Here is a 22914-nt window from a genome sequence, read left to right on the forward strand (position 1 = left end):
GGTTATAGTGCTGCACCGATTCGACCTGCTTCGAAATGACAGTTCACGTATCACGGTGGAGCGTCTCAATGCATCAGTTCTGTAAGCGTCGTCTTTTCGTCTGGTGTCTGCTTGCGATCACGGGACCGTGGTCGGTAGCACAGGCCGAGGATCGCGCGAAAGCGCAGAACGACGCCGCTTCTGTCGGCGGAAAAGAAGCGGTGACTATCGAGCAGACCGACGACGGACTGGCCGTCAAAATCAAGGGGGAAGAGTTCACCGTCTTTCATCACGGCGCCACACTCCCTAAGCCTTACTTCTGGCCTGTACGTGGTCCCGGTGGCGCCATTCTCACCCGTCCCAACGACCCAAACGAAAAAGAGCATCCTCACCACCGCGGGATCTGGCTGTCCGTCGACGAAGTCAATCACGTCCGTTTCTGGGCGGAAAAAGGTCGCATCGTCACGACCGATGTGAAGTCGAAGTCGGGAAATCCCGGAACGATCGAGATGACAAATGAGTGGATCGGCTTGGACGGGACCCCCGCACTGATCGAAAAAACGATCGTCTCCATCTATCCGGAACGGCTCATCACGTATGACACGACGCTCGCCCCGCCGGTTGGAAAACTCGCCCGCTTCGACGATACGAAGGAAGGTTTCTTCGGTTTTCGGGTTGCTCAATCGATGCGAGAAAAAGAAGGGGGAATCGTCACCAACTCGGACGGCAAGAAGACGACCGCAGAATGCTGGGGACAGCCAGCCAAATGGGTCGACTATACTGGCGTGGTCGATGCAAAAACTTATGGCGTCGCCCTGATGGACCATCCCGGCAACTTTCGTCCATCGCGATACCACGTCCGAGATTACGGTCTGTTTTCCATGAGTCCCTTTGGCGAGGGGGCCTACCAGAATGACGAATCCAAATCCCAGCCCGTCATTCTCGACGCCGACACCCCTTCCCTGCGGTTCCGGTTCGGTGCCTACATCCACGCCGGTAACGCAACCGAAGGCAAAGTCGCCGAAGCCTACAAACAGTTCATTGAGGTGACGAAGTAATCGCACAACGATTTGGGGGCATGACCTGGAGACGCAGTTCAGTCCGGAGCACCGGCAGAGAGCGACTCCGAGACAAAACTTCCTGGGAGCGGCGACGGGCCGGAGATTGTCAGACGAGGTTTCACGTATTCGTCCCGCTTCTGCCCGTGAACCCTTTTCACCTGATTCAGTTCCTCGACAACGAGATACGAACCTGGTCAGTCATTTGATTGATGAACCATGAAGCTGGCAGGTAAAACCGTTCTGATTACCGGGGGGCGACGCATCGGAGCCGCGCTGGCTCGCCTGCTCGCTGAACGGGGTGCCAACATTGCCTTGAGCTATCACTCCAGCGCTGCAGTGATCCAGGAAGTCGTCGAGGATTGTCGGCAAGCAGGTGTGCAGGCCGAGGCCAATTCCGCTGATCTTCGGCACTGCGAGCAAGCCGAAGCGCTGGTCGCGCAAACCGTCGCCCGGTTTGGCTCACTCGACGTTCTGATCAACCTGACCAGCATCTACACGCGAACCCCCTTCGCCAATTTACAACCCGGCGACTACGAAGAAGCCATCGCCTCGAATCTTTCGGCCCCCTACTTCACGGCCCTTTCCGCGGCTCGAGCAATGCAGCAACAGCCGACGGTCGACGGACTGCAAGGGAAGATCATCCACTTCACCGACTGGGCTGTGGACCGGCCCTACCGTGACTTCCTTCCCTACCTGATCGCCAAAGGAGGCCTGGTCACACTGACCAGGGCATTGGCTGTCGAGCTCGCACCGACCATCACCGTGAATGCCATCGCACCGGGGACTGTAGAGCCCCCTCCGCACGTCTCAGCAGAGCGGCTTGAACAGATTCGGAGCACTTCGGCGCTGGGAAAAATCGGCTCTGCCGATGACGTGAATCGTCTGGTCCTGTACCTGCTGGAGGGGACCGACTTCGTGACCGGCGAGGTATACCGAGTCGACGGTGGCCGCTTCCTGGGATCATCAACGGGTGAAGCATGATCACCCCTGGCAGTCTTTCCGGCGAACACGAACCACAGTCGACGGACGTTCGATCGCCTTCTCTGGGTAGCCTGCAGGCGTCAATCACTGACAAGTTAGCGCAGATCATATACAGACAAGGTTGAGGTGACATGGCGACGAATCATCTGACTGTTGAAGCGGCTTACCGAGATAAATTCCCTCAATCTGCCTCGCTCTACGAGAGGGGCAAGACGGTATTCCCCAGCGGGATCACCCACGATGCCCGGTACCTGTTACCGTTTCCCGTGTTCGTGAAAGAAGCGCATGGGTCACGTAAGACTTCCGTCGAGGGTCATTCGATCATCGACTACTGGGTGGGACACGGAGCCCTGTTGCTGGGCCACGGTCGCCGCGAAGTCGTGGAAGCCGTCCAGCAGCAAATGGCCCGCGGGACACACTTCTCCGCCAACCACGAACTCGAAATCGAGTGGGGCGAACGTGTGAAGCGACTCGTCCCATCCGCCGAGCGGGTCCGCTTCACCAGCAGTGGAACTGAAGCAACCCTCATGGCGGTCCGGGTCGCACGACTGGTGACGAATCGGACCAAGGTGGTGAAACTGATTGGCCACTTTCACGGTTGGCACGACCAACTGGTGCTGGCGGCTTACGCACCCTACACGCCTGATGACTGGTCAATGCCCGGCGTGAGTCCCGGTGTTGTCAGTGATCTGGTTGCAGTTCCCCCCAACGACCTGAAGGCGATCGAACAGGCATTTCAGGAACACCGGCCGGCCTGCTGCATCCTGGAACCGACAGGGGGACACTGGGGACTGGTCCCCGTGCAAGGCGAGTATCTCCGTGGACTGCGCGAACTGTGCACGAGGTACGACGTCTTGCTGATTTTCGACGAAGTCATCTCGGGATTCCGTGTGCATCCGGGTGGAGCCCAAGGCCACTACGGGATTACGCCCGATATGACGACGATGGCCAAAATTCTGGCCGGTGGCTTGCCCGGTGGAGCCCTCGCTGGACGACGCGACTTGCTGGAGGCGATTGAGTTCGGCAACCAGTATGGCAAAAAGATGAAGCACCCTGGCACGTTCAACGGAAACCCACTATCCGCTGCGGCCGGTTGCGCGGCCCTTGATCTCCTCGCCGACGGCGTTGCGTGTCAACAGGCAAACAGACTGACCGGGAAACTCCGTCAGCAACTCAATGCACTGTTCGTCCGAAAATCAGTCCCCTGGATCGCATACGGCGAGTTCTCGATGTGCCACATCCTGCCAGGGTACACAGGCCACAATCCGGTCAGCGCAGACTTCATTCCATGCGACGGAGACTATCGGAAGCTTGACCGGGAACAACCGGCTGCTCTGAAATTCGCCTTCCGATCGGCTCTGCTGACGTGTGGTGTTGACTGGTTCGGCTGGAGCGGCATGACTTCGTCAGCCCACACGGAAGACGATCTGGAGGAGACCGTCGCTGCATTCGATCGGATGCTGAGCATGCTCCAGGCGGATGGCCTGATCTGAGTTCGCCTCAGCCAGGAGGTGAACTGCGATTGCTGAGACGCTGATTGAGAATGAGGTCGATTCGGGAATTTTCTGCTCCTGAATCGACTTCATCGACAACTCACGCACTCCGTATCACCAGCGAACGGAGAGAATGCGGACTCGCACTACAGATTCGAAGCGGAAAGCAGTGAATCTGTCTGCTGCCGTCAGATTCCGTAGAATTTGGCCGCGTTATCGTGGAACAGCTTCTTCTGAAAGACAAGAGGTCGGTCTTTAACGATCTGCTTGAGAGCATTAAGCCACTGAGCGAATGAGGCTCGCAAGGTACAGACCGGCCAGTCACCTGCAAAAATCACCCGATCTTCGCCAAAGGCGTCGAGCGTGTCATTGACGTTCTGCGCCAGATCATCGGGTTTCCAGTCCTTATTGGCCGTCACGATAATCCCGGAAACCTTGCAGATCACGTTCGGCAGCTGAGCCAGCTCCTTCATCCCGCGTTCCCATTTCGCTCGTAGAGCCGCGTCGGTCGACGTGACGCTCATGTTCCCGCAATGATCGAGGATGAAACGGGTCTTCGGACATTGCCGCACAAGCTTTGCCGCGTCGACGACCTCTCCCGCGCGAACACACAGGTCAAAGCTTTTGCCCATGTCGCCCAGTAACTGAATACTTTTGACGAATTCGGGCGTCAGGCAGTATCCCGGAGGTGTCGAATCACCGTGCAGCACCTGGCGAATCCCTTTGATGTACTTGTTATCCGCAAAGCGGGACACGTACTTTTCAAAGCCCGGACTTCCTGGTCGTCCCGAGATCACGGCCGCCGCCATGGGATTGTCGTTCTGCTGACACAGGTGCGTGACATAGTCCGCCTCGGCGTCCTGCTGGTCGACTTTGACATCAACCTCCATGTAGACAGTCTTGACGACATTCAGCCCTTTGGTTGCTTCCAGATAATCCGACATCAGAAAACTGCGCTCGATGGGCCCCGTCTCTCCTCCCTGATGCCACGGCAGCGTGAACTTGCTGAGATCCCACAGGTGCTGATGAGTATCGATGACGGGAAGCTGATCGGGCATGGACTTATCCTGAGCGGAAGAAAGATTCTGAAGAGCAGTCGAGAATGAACCTATCGCCGCGGTCGCAGCAACGGAAGCCGCCAGAAAGTCTCTTCGAGATTGCGGTTCGTACACGATGTTCTCCGATGCCAGGGATGTAGAAATGGATCCGCGAGGTTCATCATGAAAACAAACGGAGTTCCATTTGTCACGCAGGCAGCCCGCAATGATACCCCCGCGACAAATCCCTGAACGCAACAGCAGGCTGTGGACAGGCCAGGGAAGAACACCTCTGCCCGCGCAGCAGGAACCCCGCGCAGCAGGAACCCCGCGCAGCGGTCGCAACGAAACCTGCTCGACCAGATGTCGCTCTCGGGCACGCAACGGTCACGGCACGCAGCCGTCAGGCCAACGGGAGATCGACGGGAGTCGAAGTCGTCGCGCTGCGGTCCACCGCTTCTGAAAATTCCATGTACTTCAGACCATCGGGGAAGGTCGTCCGTTGAACGGCTTCGCTACCCCGAATCGCTCCGATGAATTCCGCTTCGACGCGCCATTCTCCCAGCCGTTCGGCGGGGATCGTAATTTCACGCAGTCCCTCTTGTCCGACGCGACCCGCGTAGAGAGTTTCCTTTTCACCGAAAACGACCTTGATCGTCCCGGCAGTTCCATAGAGATGAATCTGTTTTCCCATCCCGTGAACATCGACGCCGCTGAAGTGATAGAGGCCGCGAGCACGATTGGGAAGCTGCGTCAGAATCTGGACGCTATCGGGAACCGTCACCTGGCGGTTTCCGGGCCCGACAGGGTTCGGGCGGACAGGCTCAAAGGTTTGACTTTGAGCGAAGACGCGAGTCGCTTGCGGAACCCAGCGCAGCAGCGTCTCCTGAAGGATCCCCAAGGTCAGCACGTTCACCCCGCTGATGTCTCGGTCCTGTCGCCAATGCAGAAACTGTGAGTAGTCGTAGAACTGGTCGTCGGCCCCGAAGACCATGACTTCTCGAAGGTCGCCAATGTAGCCGTCGTGCAGCAACTGTCGAACCTCGCGGTCAACGACCAATCCCATGGGACTGGGGACCAGCATGGCAACGCGATCGGGATGGGCGTCGGCTGTGGCTTTCATTTGCCGGGCTTCCGCCAGATTGCGAGCCATCCGCGCTTCACAAAGGACATGCTTGCCAGCCTTCAGTGCTGCGCAGGTGACCTCACAGTGCAGGTTGGGCCATGTCCCGATCACAACCGCATCGATGGCGGGATCGTTCACTAATGCCTTCCAGTCGGGGTAGACCTTGGGAATCTGGAACTCACTGGCCACTCGCGCTGACGATTCCGCAGAGCTGTTGACGACGCCTGTGATCTGGACGCCGGGAATGGCTTTCAAACCCGGAATATGCCTGCGGCGGGTGTTGTCACCCGCTCCCACGATCCCGACCCGTAGAGGTGAAGCGTTATTGGAACTCATGCGAAACTATGCCTTTGCGAGAAGATCGACCGGAGCCAGCGATTTTCCGCTCCTCCGAAGTCACAAGATTGCGGCGAAGATCCTATCTGCCGCGAAAGTCCTTTGCTATCGGGCGAGCGTACTTTCTCCCCCCTCCGTCCGAAAACCGGGGTGACTTCCCGGCTGGGAATGCCCCGCTTCTCCCCTCAGAATCGACAAGACACGCGATCTCACCAGATTCAGGTGTAAGCGCAGGTTGTAGTACTCTTCCATATAACTCAACGGAACCCCAATCCGTGCGATCTGCTGTTCCAGTCGATGCAGGTGCTCCAATGACGAGTCCGCTTCCTCGATTGTCATTCCATCTATCGATCGCAGGTCGATCCGCCGAAGTTCGGCATACCACAGATAGATCTTCCGGCGTGTCTGCCAGCGGACCAGCGGCGGTGCAACCCTCATCAGCGGCATGAGCAGCATGATCAGCGGAATGATCATAATTTTCAGCCGGTCCAGCATCGACGCCAGCCAGAATGGCATGAACCGCTGCAGTACGGGTGGCCCTGATCGGAAGTACCGTTCCGCTTCAGGATTCAGCGGCAGGTCGGTCAACTTTGGCGATGGAAACTCACCCACGTTCGAGAGCAGGTCCCCTTGCTGATGCACCTTCGTCGCCACCTTGAGCAGCAATGAGACCAGTGCCGGATGCAACGAGCGGTGGGCGACCAGCGTCGCCGCCGGCGCAATCAGGACGATCTGGTGTGAAGGAATGTTCTGCTGCAAATCCAGCAGACCTTCGTCGATTTTCACCGCAGACAAGAACCGGAACTGTCTTTCATACGCTTCGGCATGAGTCAGCTCAGCCAGATGAATCTCTGGATCTCGCAGCAGTTTTCGAACGTATTTTGCGTCGACACCCGCCACGAAAAAGGCGACATCGATCTCACCCCGCTCCAGAGCTTCGGCTGCCAAATTCCCCGCCAGCGCACTGAATTCATCATCCTTTTCGCCCAGACCATTCGCTTTGAGTAACTGCAACGCGATTCCGCGCGTCCCGCTCCCTTCTGGCCCGATTGCGATCCGCTGCTGCTTCAACTGCGTCAGCCGATCGATTCCCTTGCTTCCGCGGTAGAAGATCCACAGGGGTTCACGATACAGACTCGCAAGAGCTTCCAGCGAATCACACTGTTCGGAATTGGCGATGCCGGTCTGGACGAACGCGACACGGACGTCGGAATCGTCATCCATGAGCAGTTTCAGGTTCTCGACCGAGCCCTGCGTCGAACGAACTTCGAGAGTGATTCCCTCACTCTTCAGCAAGTTCGCATAGAGCTGCGCGAAGCGATAATACGCACCATCCTTGCCCCCCGTTGCAATCACAATCCGGCGGGGGGGTGGTGCTTCGACGAACAGGACGTAAGTCCCCACCAGCCCCGCCGTGCAGAGAGAAATCACCGCTAACCAGATCGAGAAGGGTGAGCGATTCCTTGCAACGTTCCTTGTCACGTTGGCTCCCAGCTAACTTCCATCATCTCAAACTCACCCGCGACTTCTGCCCGGGCAGGAATTCATTCTCCACGAAGCCGTTTGCCCAATGCGTTGATCGCGTCTCCACAGGCCTTGCGGGCGACGTTGAATTCCGCCACGGACACCTTCTCACTCTTGAGATAGTCGAGAACGATGGCTTCGGCCCGGGCAATCTCCTGGCAGACTTCGGGGACTTCCGACGCAATTTCGGCGGGAATCGTCGTGACCCCGTTCAGATCGCCATGCAGCAGGTCCCCTGGGTAAATGACCATTCCCCCCACTGTGACGGGTCCATTAATGGAGACAATATGACAGTATCCATGCGCGGCGCAGGCCCCGTTCGTGAAGGTTGGAAAGCCGAGTGCTTCGACCTGTGCCAGATCGCGCCCGGTCCCCGAGGTAATCAGCCCCTGAGCGCCAAATCGCTTGTAGGTCGAGCACATCACCTCACCAAACGTGGCTGACGCAGAGGGTTCGTCAAGATCTTGAAAGACGATCACAGGGGGACCGGGTAATGTGGCAAAGGCGTCCAGTTGAGCACCGATGCTTCCGTAGGCATCACCCCCGCGCGGGGGTGCCATACTGCGGAAGGTGGACGTCAACGCGTATCCCACCATCGGAGGGAAGCTCGGGAAACAGGCCTTGATCGACGAATTCATGTAACCCGTATTTCGTGGTCGCAGGTTCCATAACTCGACGGCGTTGCAGATTGTCGGTGAATCGAACTTTCGAAGCTCATCCAGCTGTGCTGCTGTCAATCCCTGGGCGGACATCAGGCCCCTTTCCGTGTCTCATGACTGCGATTCGAGGAGATCGTTAACCGTTCGGCCGAATCCTCCAGTTTGGACACGGCCACCGCATGGTAACGCAAACGGGACTGTTTTGAGAGTTTGCGCCGGGCGAATTCTGATCGTCAGGCGGCCCACTGCAGCACTGACCTGCCGTGCAATTGACGCACGCATCACAATTGCCCGATACTCCAAAAGGCGATGGCCCGACGAGGATGCGAGTCCGACGTGCGTGGTGAACTTGAGAATTTTATGGTGCCCGATCGGCTGAGGAGCGTTGGATGAACGGAGCTATGTTCAGAACCCTGTTAGGACTGGTCTGGTTTTGCACTTCACTGGCACACGCCGCGGCCCGCCCGGACGAGCTGAAGATTCTCAGCGGGACCGATCGTTCCCCGACGAGGGGAGAAGTTAAGGAGACCGCCCGGTTCACCGAGCTTCCCAGTTGGGCGACCAGCGTCGCCTTCTCGGCCGATGATCAGACGCTGGCCATCGGACTCAAGAATCGAGTTCAACTGGTCGACGTCAGCCACAAAACACTCGGCCGGGCACTCGAATTCAAGGCCGGGCAAGTCCGCAGCCTCAGTTTTTCAGCCGATGGAAAGTTCCTCGCCGTCGGCGGTTATCAGTTCGCCGGTCTTGTCGACGCCCAGACGGGTGCCTTACTGCATGAACTCAAAGGACATCGTGGCTCAGTCACAGGCGTCGCCTTTTCTCCCGACAGCAAGTTCCTGGCAACGGCCTGCGAAGATGAAGTCGGACGGATCTGGACACTGACTCCAGAACCAATGTCCAAAGAGCTGCGGGGACATGGATATCCATTAACCGCCATCGCGTGGTCTGCGGATGGAACACTTGTCGCCACAGCGGCTGGAGACGAATTACGCCCCACCAAAGCCGGTCAGGTCAAAGTCTGGAACGCCGCCACCGCAGAAGTGAAGCACACTTTTGAACTCCACTCGAAAGCAGCAACCGGAGTAGCTTTCTCTCCCGATGGACGCTTTCTACTCTCAAGCAGTGTGGATGAGCACGTCAATGTGTATGACTTAACCAGTGGCAAACCTCTCGGTTACTTCGCCGGCCATTCGCGACCGACAAACGCCGTGAGCGTCCATCCGGACGGGGAAACGGCCGTGAGCGTCAGCGGAGGCCGCGCAGTGGGAAAGAACGAACTGATGATCTGGGAATTCGAAACAGGTGAGCCGCTGGTTGCGCTCGAAGCACATGAAGCGAAAATCACGGCCGTCGCGGTCTCCCACAATGGAAGTCTGGTTGCCACCGCTGGGCAGGACAAATCCGTCGCGCTGTGGAACACGGCCTTCCTCACCATCGGACTGTCTCAATCTGTCGCTGCAACGGGGACGACTTCAGCAACAAACCCAGCAGCGTCGACCGACGTCGCCGCCGATCAGGTGGCAGTTCCGATCCAGGCCGCAACTGCCCTGCAAACGGAAAACGCTCCTGCTGCTCCCAAGACACTGCGAGTCGGGGTAATCGGTCTTGATACATCGCACGCTCCTGCATTTGCCAAAACGTTGAATGCGAGTAAGCCCGTCGCAGGAGCAGAAGGCTGCCGAGTTGTGGCGGCCTATCCCAAAGGGAGCCCTGACATCAAAACGAGTCTCGAGCGGGTCCCCGAATACACCGAAGAATTCAAAAAGATGGGGATCGAAATCGTCGATTCCATCGAAGAACTGTTGAAGCGTGTTGATGTCGTGCTGCTGGAAACGAATGACGGACGACCTCACTACGAGCAACTTCTTCCCTGTCTGAAAGCAGGCAAGCCGTGCTTCATCGACAAGCCGATCGCGGGCTCACTTGCGGATGCGATCGCGATTTTTGAAGCGTCGAAGAAGTACAAAGTCCCGGTATTTTCTTCATCCTCACTCCGTTTCGGCAAGAATTCACTCGCTGTGCGGGCAGGATCGATTGGTCAAGTCATGCACTGCTTCACAACCAGTCCCGCCTCGCTGGAACCATCTCACCCCGATCTTTTCTGGTACGGAATTCACGGGGTCGAGTCGCTCTTCACCGTGATGGGGAAAGGATGTGAATCGGTCGTCCGTTCGGTCAACTCCGATGGCAAGATCGAAGTGACCGGAAAATGGAAGGGTGACCGGACCGGGATCTATCGGGAAGGACCCGGCTACACGGGAACTGCCCAAGGAGAAAAAGGGGAGGCGGCCGTCGGATCGTACGACGGTTATGACCCGCTGGTGATCGCGATTGTCAAATTCTTCCACACGGGGGAAGCACCTGTTTCGCCCGAAGAAACGCTGGAAATCTATGCGTTCATGGAAGCCGCCGATGAGAGCAAGCGGCAAAATGGCAAACCCGTCACCCTGGAAAGCGTGATGGAAAAGGCGCGTCAGGAAGCGGCCAAAAAGCTGGCGCAATGAATCGACGATCGGACCGTTTTGGAATGTCTTGACTTCCGACCGACTGGAGTTTGCCGCCCCCTGTCTGGGGGCGGCAACAACGTACCACTTCATTTGCCAGGAAATGACCTTGGATTCCAATCAGTTACGCATCGCCGACAACCAGTATGTCTGGCATCCCTTCACACAGATGTCGTCCTATCGGGACGAACAGGCACCGATCATTGTCGAGGCAGAAGGATTCTACTTAACCGACACAGAGGATCGCCGCTATCTCGACGGGCACTCGTCTTTGTGGTGTAACATTCACGGTCATCGCGTCGAGGCGATCGACCGGGCGATCCGCGTCCAACTCGACCGGGTCGCACATTCCACGCTCCTGGGTCTGGCGAATGTCCCGTCGATTGAACTGGCGGCGGAACTCGTCAGCCGCACCCCCGAAGGTCTCAGCAAAGTCTTCTTTTCTGATTGCGGCGCGGCGGGCGTCGAAGTCGCTTTGAAACTGGCCTATCAGTACTTCCAGCAGCGTCCGAACAAACCACAGGTGCGAGATAAATTCGTCTATTTCGATGGGGCTTACCATGGCGACACCATCGGGACGATGAGCCTGGGATCAATCGATCGATTCAAGAATCTCTTCAGCCCACTCCTCTTCCCAGCCATCTGGTCAAGCGTCCCAATTGCTACGCCGACGCAGCCCCAGCAGGAGCGGCAGCAACTGGAGCACTGGTCGATCGAGCTGGAACGGCTGCTCTCAACACATGCTGGCGAAATTGCGGGGGTGGTGATTGAACCACTCGTGCAAGCGGCTGCCGGGATCAGAGTGCAAGCCGAAGGCTTCCTCAGCAAAGTCCGGGAACTGACCTACAAGTATGATACGCTACTGATTGCCGATGAAATCGCGGTCGGGTTCGGCCGTACGGGAACTCTGTTTGCCTGTGAGCAGGAATCGGTGTCGCCGGATCTCCTGATTCTTTCAAAAGGATTGACCGGAGGCTACCTGCCACTCGCTGCGACGCTGGTCACCGACGAGTTGTACGACGCGTTTCTGGGGGATCCCTGGGCGGGCAAAACGTTCTACCACGGCCATACCTATACCGGGAATCCCCTCGCCTGTGCCGCAGCGCTCGCCTCGCTTCGCCTGATTGATGAGCACAAGGTCTTACCGAATGCATTCCGACTGGAACGGATCCTTCAAGAGCAACTTGCTCCGCTGGAAGAGCTGCCGCAGGTCAAAGAAGTTCGCGTGAAAGGGACCATGGTCGGAATCGAGCTGGCCAACGGAGAACAGCCCTTCGTTCCCAGTCAGCGTGTGGGACATCGTGTCACGCTGGCTTGTCGACGCCGGGGTGTCATCCTCCGAAATATCGCCGATATCATCGTCCTGATGCCAGCCCCTGCAATGCCCGCAGAACTGGTCATTGAAATTTGTCAGGCCGTCCGGGAATCGATCGCTGAAGTCATTGCTGAAGGTGTCTGACCGGCATCGTCTGATCTTCACCAGACTACACAAGAACGGGGAGCGAACTTACGATCGCTCCCCGTTTCTATTTGCGGTTCCTCCACCCGTTACAGGTGGATCACCCCTGGATTCGCTCGCGGATATTTCAGCGAGCCGTTCTTACACCCCTTCCAGTGCCTGCTTGAGGTCGGCAATGATGTCCTGGACATCTTCCGTTCCGACCGACAGTCGCAGGAAGTCAGGTGTCACCCCGGACGCCAGTTGCTCTTCGAGCGTCAGTTGCTGGTGCGTCGTGCTGTGAGGATGAATGATCAGCGACTTGCTGTCACCGACGTTAGCCAGATGGCTGAACAACTTCACGCGGTTGATGACCTTGATGCCATTCTCTTTCTGCTGAGTCGGCGTGGCCCCCTTGATTCCAAATCCCAGGATCGCTCCGCAGCCGTTGGGGAGGTACTTCTTCCCCAGTGAATAGGAAGGATGATCTTCCAGTCCCGTATAGTTCACCCAGCTCACCTTGGGATGAGACTGCAGGAACTGAGCAACAGCGAGGGCATTTTCACTGTGACGAGGCATTCTCAGGTGCAGCGTTTCCAGTCCCTGAAGCAACTGGAACGCATTGAAGGGACTCATCGCCGGACCGAGGTCCCGCAAGAGCTGCGTCCGGGTCTTGATGAGGTAGGCCAGGTTCATCGGACCGAACGTCTCGAAGAATTTCATGCCGTGATAGCTGGGGTCCGGTTCGGTCATCTCCGGGAACTTCCCGTTCCCCCAGGGGAATCCCCCCTTCTCGATGATGATTCCGCCAATCGAGGTCCCATGTCCTCCGATGAATTTCGTACAGGAATGAACGACGACGTCGGCACCCCATTTGAACGGCTGGCACAGGATCGGAGAGGCCAGCGTGTTATCAACGATCAAAGGAATTCCGGCATCGTGAGCGATCTTGGAAATCGCTTCGAAATCAGGTACGTCAACGCGAGGATTACCGATCGTTTCGAGATACACGCAGCGCGTCTTGTCGTCGATCGCCTTGCGGAAATTCTCGGGATCAGACTGCTGGACGAACTTCGTCTTGATGCCAAACTTCGGGAACGTGTAATGGAACAGGTTGTACGTTCCACCGTAGAGACTGGTCGCCGAGACGATGTTCTGTCCGGCCTGCGTGATGTTCAGGATCGCGAGCGATTCGGCGGCCTGTCCGGAAGCAACGGCAAGTCCACCGGCCCCTCCTTCCAGAGCAGCGAGACGCTTCTCGAGAACATCGCAAGTCGGATTCATGATCCGGGTGTAGATGTTTCCGAAGGCCTGCAGGGCGAACAAACTGGCGGCGTGATCAGTGTCATTGAACGTGTATGACGTTGTCTGATAGATGGGGACAGCGCGCGAATTCGTGGCCGGATCGGGCACCTGGCCGGCATGAATGCATTGCGTGGCGGGTTGAAAATTGTCTGTCATATCTGTCTTTCCAACTGAAAAAGAGAAGTCCTTTCGGGAGCCGCAGGAAATGTGCAGAATCCTAGAAGTCCCGGGAACGATTCGCAATCATTGAACGATCTGCCGCGGATTCGCCAAAATGCAAAACAAATCAGGGACGAAGTGGCATCCCGCAGACTTGCTGCGGCCCTGCGGGGACTTGATCCTCAAGGCAATCTGGGGCAAGGGTTTCAATCAAATCAGGCGTGCGGTCAGGTCCGCCAGCAGCTACTCTGTAAGACAGGACTGTCCTCAACGGTCCGAATCCTCTCCTTGAATCCCGTGGTTGAACGTACTCGGGGTCCCTGGATCCGGAAGAGAAAAAACGCTGCGGTCGAGGTCATGATGTCAGCCCCCTGCCCCCTGATCACGGCCTGCTCAATTAGCCCCGTGAATTTCGACAGATCGTGATGAACACATCGAACCCATTACTTCTGACGCACTTCGCCGGGCGGGCAACCGTTTTCCTGCTATTCGCAGCGATAGCGGCAAGCGTGCCCGGTGGCCAGACACCGTCATCGGCGACACCGTCATCGGAAGAAGTGAAACCCACGACGACGCTTCCTGCGGATCTGCGCGCCCACGATGTCGAGGGACACCAGCATCAATTGCTAGGTTCGGCCGAACTCAAAGGGATTGGTCTCGTTTTTCTGACCCACGATACCGCGTCGAATCACGAGCTTCTGCAGCGTCTCAACAAGCTGGCGACTGTGTATCGAAAGCAAAACGTCACACTCTACGGCGTCTACTTAGCGCCCAACGCGACTCGCAAGCACGCTCGTGACGAGTTTCTCAAATTCCGTCCCAAGTTTCCGGTCCTGTTTGATGCCCGCCAATCGCTACGGAAACTGACGGGGGCGACCCATTCCCAGCAGGCCTTCGTCTACGATCGGGGCGGGAAGTTGATCTACCGGGGACGTCTGGATGACGCTGCGACGACCACAGGCAAGAAGAGCTCGTCAAAAAAGAACTATCTGGTCGACGCTCTGCAAGCGGTTGCACACGGAAAACGTCTGGCGGTAACTCAGACCGACCCCGCTGGCGAGCCACTGGCCCCGTTGACCGAGGATGAATCCTCGAGCACGATCCTGTTTACTCGGGATGTGGCACCGATCCTGTTTTCGAACTGTGTCAATTGCCACCGCGAGGGCGAGGTCGCTCCGTTCCCCCTGCTGACGTACGACCAAGTCCGCACCCGCGCCCAGTTGATTGTCGAAGTGGTCAATACACGGCTGATGCCGCCGTGGAAGCCCGCCCCCAATTACGGCCACTTTGCTGGCGAACGCCGACTTTCTCAGGAACAGATCGAAACCCTTCAAGCGTGGTACCACGCAGAGACGCCCGAAGGGGACGACGATGATCTGCCACCCGTTCCGACGTTTCCCAAGGGCTGGCAGTTGGGTAAGCCTGACATGGTCATTCGTATGCCGCGCCGATTTGCACTCCCTGCTGACGGCCCGGACCTCTACAAACATTTTGTGATCCCGACGGGATTGCACCAGGACCGACTGATCAGAGCCATCGAAGTCCATCCGGGTAACCCCCGCATCGTGCACCACGCTCACATGTTCCTCGACAACAGCGGCCAGGCCAGATTGCTCGACGAGGCCGATCCGACGGAAGGCTATACACGGTTCGGAGGCCATGGCCTGCCCGAAGCCGCATATCTGGGGGGCTGGAATCCTGGGGCCACGCCGCATTTCTTTCCGAAAGGAATGGGCCGGTTGATGCCCAAAGGAGGCGACGTCGTTTTCCAGATTCACTACCACCCCTCAGGTAAGCCCGAATTTGATCAAACGGAGATTGGCATCTACTTCGCCCCCTCCGATGCCAGGCAAATGATCACAGATCTGATTGTCGGAAATGTCGATCTGGTGATTCCCGCCGATGAACCCGATGTTCGGTTTAAGGGAGAATATGTGACTCCCGTCAGCCTGCTGGTGCTGGAGGTTCGACCCCACATGCACCTTCTCGGCAAGAGTTACCTGGTTCGAGCCATTCTTCCCTCCGGCGCTGAAGTCCCTCTCCTCAAGATCGAAGAATGGGATTTCAACTGGCAAGACTCGTATGTCGTCGACCCGGTTGTCCACCTTCCCGCAGGATCACGTATTCAGATTGAAGTGGCATTTGACAATTCGTCGGGTAACCCCGCCAATCCCAATATTCCCCCCCAGACGGTCTACTTCGGCGAGGAATCAACCGACGAGATGTGTAACTGCAATTTGCGAGTCACCGCGGACACCTACGCCGAATTCCAGAAAATTGTCACCGACAACGGTGCGTACTGGTCGCGCGAGATGCAGAAATATCTCAGCCGCAACAGAACGCCGGACAGGAAAATCCGCGAATCGCAATGATCCTCCGAGCGAGTTCGTGAGTCCCTCGCGCCCGTGAGCGGACGAGTTCAATGGACGTGTGCGGAGAATGTTGAACTTATCGGACCGAGAGACTTCAGTTCACACGACCGGCGGCCCGTTCGCGCTTTGATATGTCATTTCTCTGCTGCATTACGATCGAATGTATTGCGAATAAACTTCTGCAAACGCTTGCCGTTAATTTCCGCCACGTAAAGATTCCCTGACGCATCGAATGTCAGCATGTGAGGCATCTGGAACTGTCCCGTGCTTTTCCCTTCGCGACCCCAGCGTCGGACCACTTTCCCCTGGTCGTCCAGCAGCAGCACCTGACAGGCCCGTCCATCGGCAACGAATAATCGACCTTCGGGATCGAATGCCATTCCGTACGGTGCGAACCCTTTCCAGGTGGCCAGCCACTGGCCGTCGGTATCAAAAACCTGAATCCGATTGTTCTCTCGGTCCCCGACGAGTACGCGCTGTTCTTTGTCGACCACGATCGAATGAGGCAACCGGAACTGGCCCTGGTCTTTTCCCGCCGTTCCCCAGGTCGAGATGAACTCCCCGTTCTGATTAAACTTCATGACCCGACTGTTGCCGTAACCATCAGAAATGTAGACCACACCCTCGGGACCGAACGCAATATCGGTCGGCTCGTTAAACTGATTGTGGCCCGTCCCGGCGACTCCTGTTCCCAGGATCAGCAATGGGTTTCCCTGGGAATCGAATTTGTAAACCCGACTTGAACCGACATCCGTGATCCAGACATTGTCGTCGGAATCGATGCGAAGTCCGTGAGCGATCTTAATCACATCATCGCCCCAACCTCGCAAAAACGTCCCTTCCGCGTCGAAGCAAAGAACAGGTCTCGGTCCGCGATGGAACAGGAACAGTTCTCCTTTGGAATTGACGGCAACGGCAGAACATTGCGCGACAGGCTGTCCTTTGGGGATCTGGAGAAATTTTCTCTGAGGGACGAGTGTAAACGGGAGTTTTCCCGGTTCCTGATCGTCAGCGGCAGCGAATCCTGCAATCCCGATGCAGAACATGAATGCGACGACAATCGGAGGAGCAGTCATACAGCGCACAGGGGTCGATCCTCGGGTGAGTAGCAGCGGCTGACACGTCATCTTCGGTGGACGCGGGCACCGGTCTGGTTCGGACTTTCGATCACCACTCCACCATCATAGAATCAACGTTCTAAAGGTGGCCTTGGACATTCATCGTACCACGAATGGACAGACGAGTGAAAAAGCGATTCACACTGCGCCTGCTCGCTTGGATCGGGTTCTTCTGTTATGCCGCTTCGACCGGTGCGGCAGAAGTCTCGTTTCGGAATGATGTCATGGCCGTTCTTTCCAAGGCGGGCTGTAATCTCGGGACGTGTCACGGCAACGCTCGTGGCAAGGGGGGATTCCAGATTTCCTTACGGGGTCAGGACCCGGATGCCGACTTCGAGGTTCTTACGCGGGAACTCTTCGGCCGTCGCGTGAATTCCCTCGATCCCGATCAAAGCCTCATGCTGCTGAAACCGACCATGCAGATGGCCCACGAAGGAGGGAAACGGTTTTCGACAGAGTCGCAGGAATACCAGATCCTGCGAAACTGGATTGCGGCGGGGATGCCGCGAGACACCCGTCACACGCCACAGTTACTGCGACTTCGCGTCCTCCCCGAATCGGTCTTTCTTCCCGAACAACGAACGTCCTCATCGCCGGGCTGGCAGCAGCAGATTGAAGTCATCGCCGAATTTTCTGACGGATCAGCAAAGGATGTTTCGTCACTTGCCGTCTATGAACTGTCGCAGCCGATTGCTGATGTCTCACGAGAGGGGCTGGTCACAGGTCACGCTGCAGGTGAAGTCACCGTCATCGTTCGGTATCTGGATCTTCAGTCGATCGTCAGGATCGCGTTTCTGCCCGATCGACCTGACTTCGTCTGGACCGGTCCCGACACTGCGAACTTTATTGATGTTCAAGTCTTCGACAAACTGAAGCAGCTCAAGATCAACCCGTCGCCCGTTTGCGATGATGCGACATTCATTCGGCGAGTCACATTGGATCTTCTCGGGATTCCTCCCACGGCCCAGGAAGCTCGACAATTTGTTCAGAACACGACAGAGAACAAGCGTGCCGTCCTGATTGATTCACTCCTCGAGCGGCCCGAATTTTCCGACTGGTGGGCCCTCAAGTGGTCCGATCTGCTCAGAATTGAAGAGAAAACGCTCGATCGAAAAGGAGTCGAAAATTTCTATTCGTGGCTGCGCGAGTCCTTCGCTACGCACAAGCCACTCGATCAACTTGTACGTGAGATTGTGGCCGCACAAGGCAGTACTTACGAGGTTCCCCCCGCCAACTTCTATCGAGCCCTGCGGACCCCGTTTGAGCGGTCTGAAGCGGTCGGACAATTGTTTCTGGGGGTCCGGCTTCAGTGCTCCAAGTGCCACAATCATCCATTCGACCAGTGGACTCAAGATGATTACTACAGTTGGGGCAGCGTTTTCTCACGCGTGAACTACAAGATTCTGGAGAACCGCCGTCGAGATTCAAATGATCAACACGAGTTTGACGGCGAACAGATCGTGTATCTGAGCGAAAAGGGGGAAGCCAAAGATCCCCGCACCAACCGGTCACGCGATGCAAAATTTCTCGGCAGCCGGGAACAGTTGCCAGCCGCCGACCATCCACTGCTTCACCTGTCCCAATGGCTGACCGACCAGCAGCACGAACGCTTTGTGCAAATGCTGGCGAATCGGACCTGGCAGCAGGTAATGGGCCGCGGGATCGTGGACCCGATCGATGATTTTCGGGCGACGAACCCGCCGTCAAACCCGGCGTTGCTTAAGGCAATCTCGGAATACCTGGTGTCTGGCAAGACGCCTGGCTCCGAATCGAGTCCAGTCGAAGCGATACCGTCGTCCGATCTCACTGCTCAAATCCCGGCATTCGATTTACGGCGTCTGTTGCGAGCGATCCTGAACTCCAGAACTTACCAGCATTCATCCACCATCAACGAGACCAATCGAGACGATGAATCGAACTTCAGCCGTGCCTACGTCCATCGCTACTCTGCAGAACAGCTACTCGACGCAACAAGCCTGATGCTGGAGGTTCCACTGGAATTTTCGGGCTATCCACCAGGTCGACGGGCAGGACAAATCCCCGGGATCAACGCGATGAAGACCAGAGAGAACGGGCTGACGGAAGCGGATCGATTTCTCCGGCTGTTTGGTCGACCACCTCGCCTGCAATCCTGTGACTGTGAACGATCAGACGAATCCACACTGGGGCAGACATTCCAGCTCGTGAGCGGTTCACTCGTGAATCGAATGCTGACCGCCAAATCGAACCGCCTCAGCAACCTGAGCGGAGAGAACAACCGCCCCGAGCAGGTGATCACCGAACTCTACTGGAGCGCACTCACAAGGCCGCCGACAGAGGAAGAACTGGCCGGCATCACGCAGTTTCTAAACCAGTCCGAGAACAAGCGTACTGCACTGGAAGACATCGTCTGGGGACTTTTGAACTCGCACGAATTCCTGCTGCGGCGATAGGTGTCTGCCAGGGAGTGCGACAAGCACGCTCAAAAGTGCTTCACGCAGCTGATTCGTTTAACAACCCGCAATGCAGAAGCAACGGAGATGACAATGAGACAACCACCCCCACTCATTCTTCCCCGCAGGAAGGCATTGCAGATTGGCGGACTTGGAATGCTAGGTCTGACGATGCCTCGCATGATCCGGGCTGCAGAAGAACCCGCTGTCCGACCGGGCCGTGCAAAATCCGTAATCTTCCTGTACCAGTTTGGCGGGCCCAGTCACCTCGACACGTTTGATCCCAAGCCCATGGCACCTGCCGGAGTTCGGAGCCATTATGGGGTTATTGACACGGCTGCCCCCGGAATTCAAATCTGCGATCAACTGCCAAAGACTGCAGCGGTCATGGACGAGATCACCGTGATTCGGACCGTGTATCACACGATGAAGAATCACAATCCTGCCGCCTACTACGCACTGACCGGCCACGCTCCGCCCGTCGACGATATTCGGCTGCGCGACTCACAGGATTTGTTTCCTGCATACGGTTCTGTCGTCGATCGGCTTTCCCCCAACACCAACGGCATGCCCACGTTCGTCGCCTTTCCGCACGTGATGCGCGACGGTGAAATCACACCGGGTCAGCACGCCAGCTTTCTCGGAAAAGGCCATGATCCGTTGCTGATCACGTCCGATCCCAACGATCGCCGGTTCGCTCTCCCGGAACTCAGTTTGCCTAATGGACTTGATGCTCAGCGGTTGCAGGACAGGCGTCAGATCCAGCAACTGATCAATCGGCAGATTGGTGAGCTCGAACAGAACCCGGCCGCACGCGGGCTTGATGCCTACTACGAAAAAACGATGGGAATGCTGAATTCGTCCAAGGTCCGGGATGCGTTCAACCTCGACGCCGAACCTCAGTCCATCCGGGAAAAGTATGGACGAACGACGTATGGGCAAAGCTGTCTGCTCGCCCGTCGCCTCGTCGAAGCGGGTGTCAAATTTGTGAACGTCTACTTTGCGAATAGCATCGGTGGTCGTCGCAATGACGGGGGCTGGGACACCCACGGCTTCGATAATACCCGCATGTATCCCATCCTCAAGGATTACCTGCTTCCGATGACGGACCAGACGCTTCCGACCCTAATCACGGATCTGAAGGAACGCGGACTGCTGGAAAGCACGCTGATCGTCTGGATGGGCGAATTTGGTCGCACTCCGCGGATCAACGACAATATCAGTCGCGACCACTGGCCGCAGTGCTACTCGGTCTTGCTGGCCGGTGGTGGTGCCAAACGGGGATTGGTCCACGGCGTATCCGACAAGCAGGCTGCCTATCCGGACAAGGACCCCGTCCAGCTCGACGATCTCATGGCGACCGTGTTTGAACTTTTGGGAATTGATCCTCAAACAGAAGTGCGCGACAAGCTCAATCGGCCGCTCCCGGTCTCCGCAGGTCGTGTTGTGACAAATGTGATCGCTTAGGGATCCTCAGGGCACAGAAGCTCCTCATAAAAGTCTCGATTAACTCTCTGGCCGCAGTTCCGACCTGCACAGACGTCGTCACACGCCCGTGACAATCACAGTCACGGTTCCCGACCGCCCGATTCCTGCACACCTCATCCCGAAGTCGTCCGCTGACCGTGAGCAAGTGACTTCACGAGAAATGTATAGGGTTTAACGGCTGGACTCTGACGGCCACTCCTGGTGGAAAGGGTCTTCGCGCGAGACCTCGAAACCGGATTTGGCGAGAGGTACTGATCGGATGAATCAATCTCCGCTTACGCTTGCTTTGTCAGCGCCATCACGGAGAATGCACCCCTCCCATTTTCAATTTGCTGGCAGCCGAAAGAGTCTCTGATGATTGAAGACGTCGAGTATGATCCGTATGCGCTTCCGGCAGACGCGATTCAGGAACCGCCACAGTCTTTGCTGACGGCGCTGCGTAAGATCGGTCCGGGGATCATCCTCGCGGGAACGATTGTCGGGTCCGGAGAACTGTTGCTGACAACTTCTCTCGGTGCAAAACACGGATTCGTCTTCCTGTGGCTGATCCTGTTCAGTTGCGTCATCAAGGTCTTTGTTCAGACAGAGCTGGGTCGTTACGCCATTTCCTCTGGAAAACCGACCCTCGGGGCGGTCAATGAACTGGGCGGACCTCGTCTGGGAGCAAACTGGATCTGCTGGTGGTGGTTCGTGATGATGTCCACGACTGTGTTTCAGCTTGGTGCCATGACGGGCACCGTGGGCCAGTCCCTGCACCTCGCATTCCCCGGCCTCAGCGAACAACTCGTCAGCCTGTTCGATACTTCGTTCCCTGCACTGGCCAGGATCGTCAGCGAACGCCCTGATTATCCCTGGGCCATCCTGACCTGTCTGACCGCGATTCTGCTGCTCTGGAGCGGCAGCTATCAGAGAATTGAGTCCGTGACGACATTTCTGGTCGTCGGACTGACTCTGGTCACCGTGACGGCTGCGATGGCCCTCCCGGCGACTCGGTTCCCCATCCCCTGGAACGATGTCGCCAAGGGGTTGACGTTCGGTCTTCCCGCAGAAGGGATTGCGGTCGCGTTCGGAGTATTTGGAATCACCGGAGTGGGCGCAGCAGAGCTGTTCTATTACCCCTACTGGTGCCTCGAGAAAGGCTATGCGAGATATACCGGCCGGTCTGACGAGAGTCCGGAATGGGTGAACCGGGCTCGCGGGTGGATCCGCGTCATGTATCTGGATGCCTGGGTCAGCATGATCGTCTTTACCATTTCGACCGTCGCCTTTTATTTCATGGGAGCGACAGTCCTTCACAGCCAGGGCCTGGCCCCACAGGGTAAAGATATGATTCTGACCCTGTCGAGAATGTTTGTCGATTCCTTCGGGACGTGGACTCAGGTTGCGTTTCTGATTGGAGCGGGTGCTGTGTTGTTTAAGACGCTTTACCTGTCATCCGCCGGAAATGCACGTCTGGTGGCAGATCTCATGAGTCTGGCCGGTATCGCCCGTTATCGAAAACCGCACGAACGTGCTCGTGCGATCCACTGGATCTCGCTGCTGATTCCCGTCATTGCCCTCGGTCTGTTCCTGACATTCAAGGAGCCGAAGTGGATGGTGGTGGTGGGGGGCTTTGGACAGGCACTGACATTACCGATTATCACCGCGTCGACAATTTATTTCCGTTACCGAAAGCTCGACCGGCGTCTGACACCTCCGCTGCTCCTCGACATCTGTCTGTGGATCGCGTTTGTTTCCATTACCCTGGTTGCCGGGTACGCGTTGAGAGATCAGATCATCAAATTCGCATTCACTCCGTCGGTCATTGGCGGGAAATAGAATCGGCCCGATCGTCAAGCGGCGGCCGCTCGGGCTGTTGCACAGAGTCTCTTTCCACGGCGAGATCACGAGTTTCCCGCT

Annotated in this window: 15 protein-coding genes; 9 read left to right on the forward strand and 6 right to left on the reverse strand. The window is 57.0% G+C overall.

The genetic code is table 11. The features are described 5' to 3' along the window. Nucleotides 1-68: 68 nt before the first annotated feature. The 3 genes from ACGY09_RS06015 to ACGY09_RS06025 all read left to right on the forward strand — a co-directional run bounded on the left by ACGY09_RS06015 (nt 69) and on the right by ACGY09_RS06025 (nt 3514). On the forward strand, nt 69-1037 hold the full coding sequence (locus ACGY09_RS06015; protein WP_397570863.1) for a PmoA family protein: 969 nt from the start codon (nt 69-71) through the stop codon (nt 1035-1037). A gap of 219 nt (nt 1038-1256) precedes the next feature. After that, a complete protein-coding gene (locus ACGY09_RS06020; RefSeq protein WP_397570864.1) occupies nt 1257-2021 on the forward strand; it encodes an SDR family oxidoreductase in 765 nt (254 codons plus the stop codon). A gap of 131 nt (nt 2022-2152) precedes the next feature. Then, nucleotides 2153-3514, forward strand: a complete 1362-nt coding sequence (locus ACGY09_RS06025; RefSeq protein ID WP_397570865.1) for an aspartate aminotransferase family protein — start codon at nt 2153-2155, stop codon at nt 3512-3514. 188 nt (nt 3515-3702) lie between these two features. Here ACGY09_RS06025 and ACGY09_RS06030 read toward each other — a convergent pair whose 3' ends face one another. The 4 genes from ACGY09_RS06030 to ACGY09_RS06045 all read right to left on the reverse strand — a co-directional run bounded on the left by ACGY09_RS06030 (nt 3703) and on the right by ACGY09_RS06045 (nt 8289). Further along, nucleotides 3703-4572, reverse strand: a complete 870-nt coding sequence (locus ACGY09_RS06030; protein ID WP_373651167.1) for an amidohydrolase — start codon at nt 4570-4572, stop codon at nt 3703-3705. 382 nt (nt 4573-4954) lie between these two features. Next, on the reverse strand, nt 4955-6013 hold the full coding sequence (locus ACGY09_RS06035) for a Gfo/Idh/MocA family protein (RefSeq protein ID WP_397570866.1): 1059 nt from the start codon (nt 6011-6013) through the stop codon (nt 4955-4957). 105 nt (nt 6014-6118) lie between these two features. Then, on the reverse strand, nt 6119-7495 hold the full coding sequence (locus tag ACGY09_RS06040; protein ID WP_397570867.1) for a TAXI family TRAP transporter solute-binding subunit: 1377 nt from the start codon (nt 7493-7495) through the stop codon (nt 6119-6121). A 62-nt stretch (nt 7496-7557) separates the two neighbouring features. Continuing rightward, a complete protein-coding gene (locus tag ACGY09_RS06045) occupies nt 7558-8289 on the reverse strand; it encodes an RraA family protein (protein ID WP_373651164.1) in 732 nt (243 codons plus the stop codon). 296 nt (nt 8290-8585) lie between these two features. On the opposite strand from ACGY09_RS06045, the gene ACGY09_RS06050 reads away from it, so the two are divergent. Both ACGY09_RS06050 and bioA read left to right on the forward strand, forming a co-directional pair. Then, nucleotides 8586-10703, forward strand: coding sequence for a Gfo/Idh/MocA family oxidoreductase (locus tag ACGY09_RS06050; RefSeq protein ID WP_397570868.1), 2118 nt, complete (start codon nt 8586-8588; stop codon nt 10701-10703). Between the two features lie 28 nt (nt 10704-10731). Continuing rightward, nucleotides 10732-12162: an adenosylmethionine--8-amino-7-oxononanoate transaminase gene (bioA, locus tag ACGY09_RS06055; RefSeq protein ID WP_397570869.1), complete on the forward strand. Its 1431-nt coding sequence runs from the start codon at nt 10732-10734 to the stop codon at nt 12160-12162. 141 nt (nt 12163-12303) lie between these two features. Here the strand turns inward: bioA and ACGY09_RS06060 are convergent, their stop codons facing one another. Beyond that, complete coding sequence (locus ACGY09_RS06060; RefSeq protein ID WP_373651161.1) at nt 12304-13602, reverse strand: O-acetylhomoserine aminocarboxypropyltransferase/cysteine synthase family protein; 1299 nt, start codon at nt 13600-13602, stop codon at nt 12304-12306. 428 nt (nt 13603-14030) lie between these two features. On the opposite strand from ACGY09_RS06060, the gene ACGY09_RS06065 reads away from it, so the two are divergent. Continuing rightward, nucleotides 14031-15977, forward strand: coding sequence for a hypothetical protein (locus ACGY09_RS06065; RefSeq protein ID WP_397570870.1), 1947 nt, complete (start codon nt 14031-14033; stop codon nt 15975-15977). Nucleotides 15978-16111: 134 nt separating this feature from the next. On the opposite strand, the gene ACGY09_RS06070 is transcribed toward ACGY09_RS06065, so the two are convergent. Then, a complete protein-coding gene (locus ACGY09_RS06070; protein WP_397571855.1) occupies nt 16112-17053 on the reverse strand; it encodes a peptidyl-alpha-hydroxyglycine alpha-amidating lyase family protein in 942 nt (313 codons plus the stop codon). Nucleotides 17054-17220: 167 nt separating this feature from the next. Between ACGY09_RS06070 and ACGY09_RS06075 the strand changes: the two genes are divergently transcribed. The 3 genes from ACGY09_RS06075 (at nt 17221) to ACGY09_RS06085 (ending at nt 22833) form a co-directional block, all read left to right on the forward strand. Continuing rightward, nucleotides 17221-19527, forward strand: a complete 2307-nt coding sequence (locus ACGY09_RS06075) for a DUF1549 domain-containing protein (protein WP_397570871.1) — start codon at nt 17221-17223, stop codon at nt 19525-19527. A 93-nt stretch (nt 19528-19620) separates the two neighbouring features. Continuing rightward, nucleotides 19621-20994: a DUF1501 domain-containing protein gene (locus ACGY09_RS06080; protein WP_397570872.1), complete on the forward strand. Its 1374-nt coding sequence runs from the start codon at nt 19621-19623 to the stop codon at nt 20992-20994. A gap of 375 nt (nt 20995-21369) precedes the next feature. Beyond that, entirely contained in the window at nt 21370-22833 is a 1464-nt protein-coding gene (locus ACGY09_RS06085) for an Nramp family divalent metal transporter (protein WP_397570873.1), read from the forward strand. Nucleotides 22834-22914: the final 81 nt, after the last annotated feature.

This window comes from Schlesneria sphaerica (genome assembly GCF_044336245.1).
Taxonomy (GTDB): domain Bacteria; phylum Planctomycetota; class Planctomycetia; order Planctomycetales; family Planctomycetaceae; genus Schlesneria; species Schlesneria sphaerica.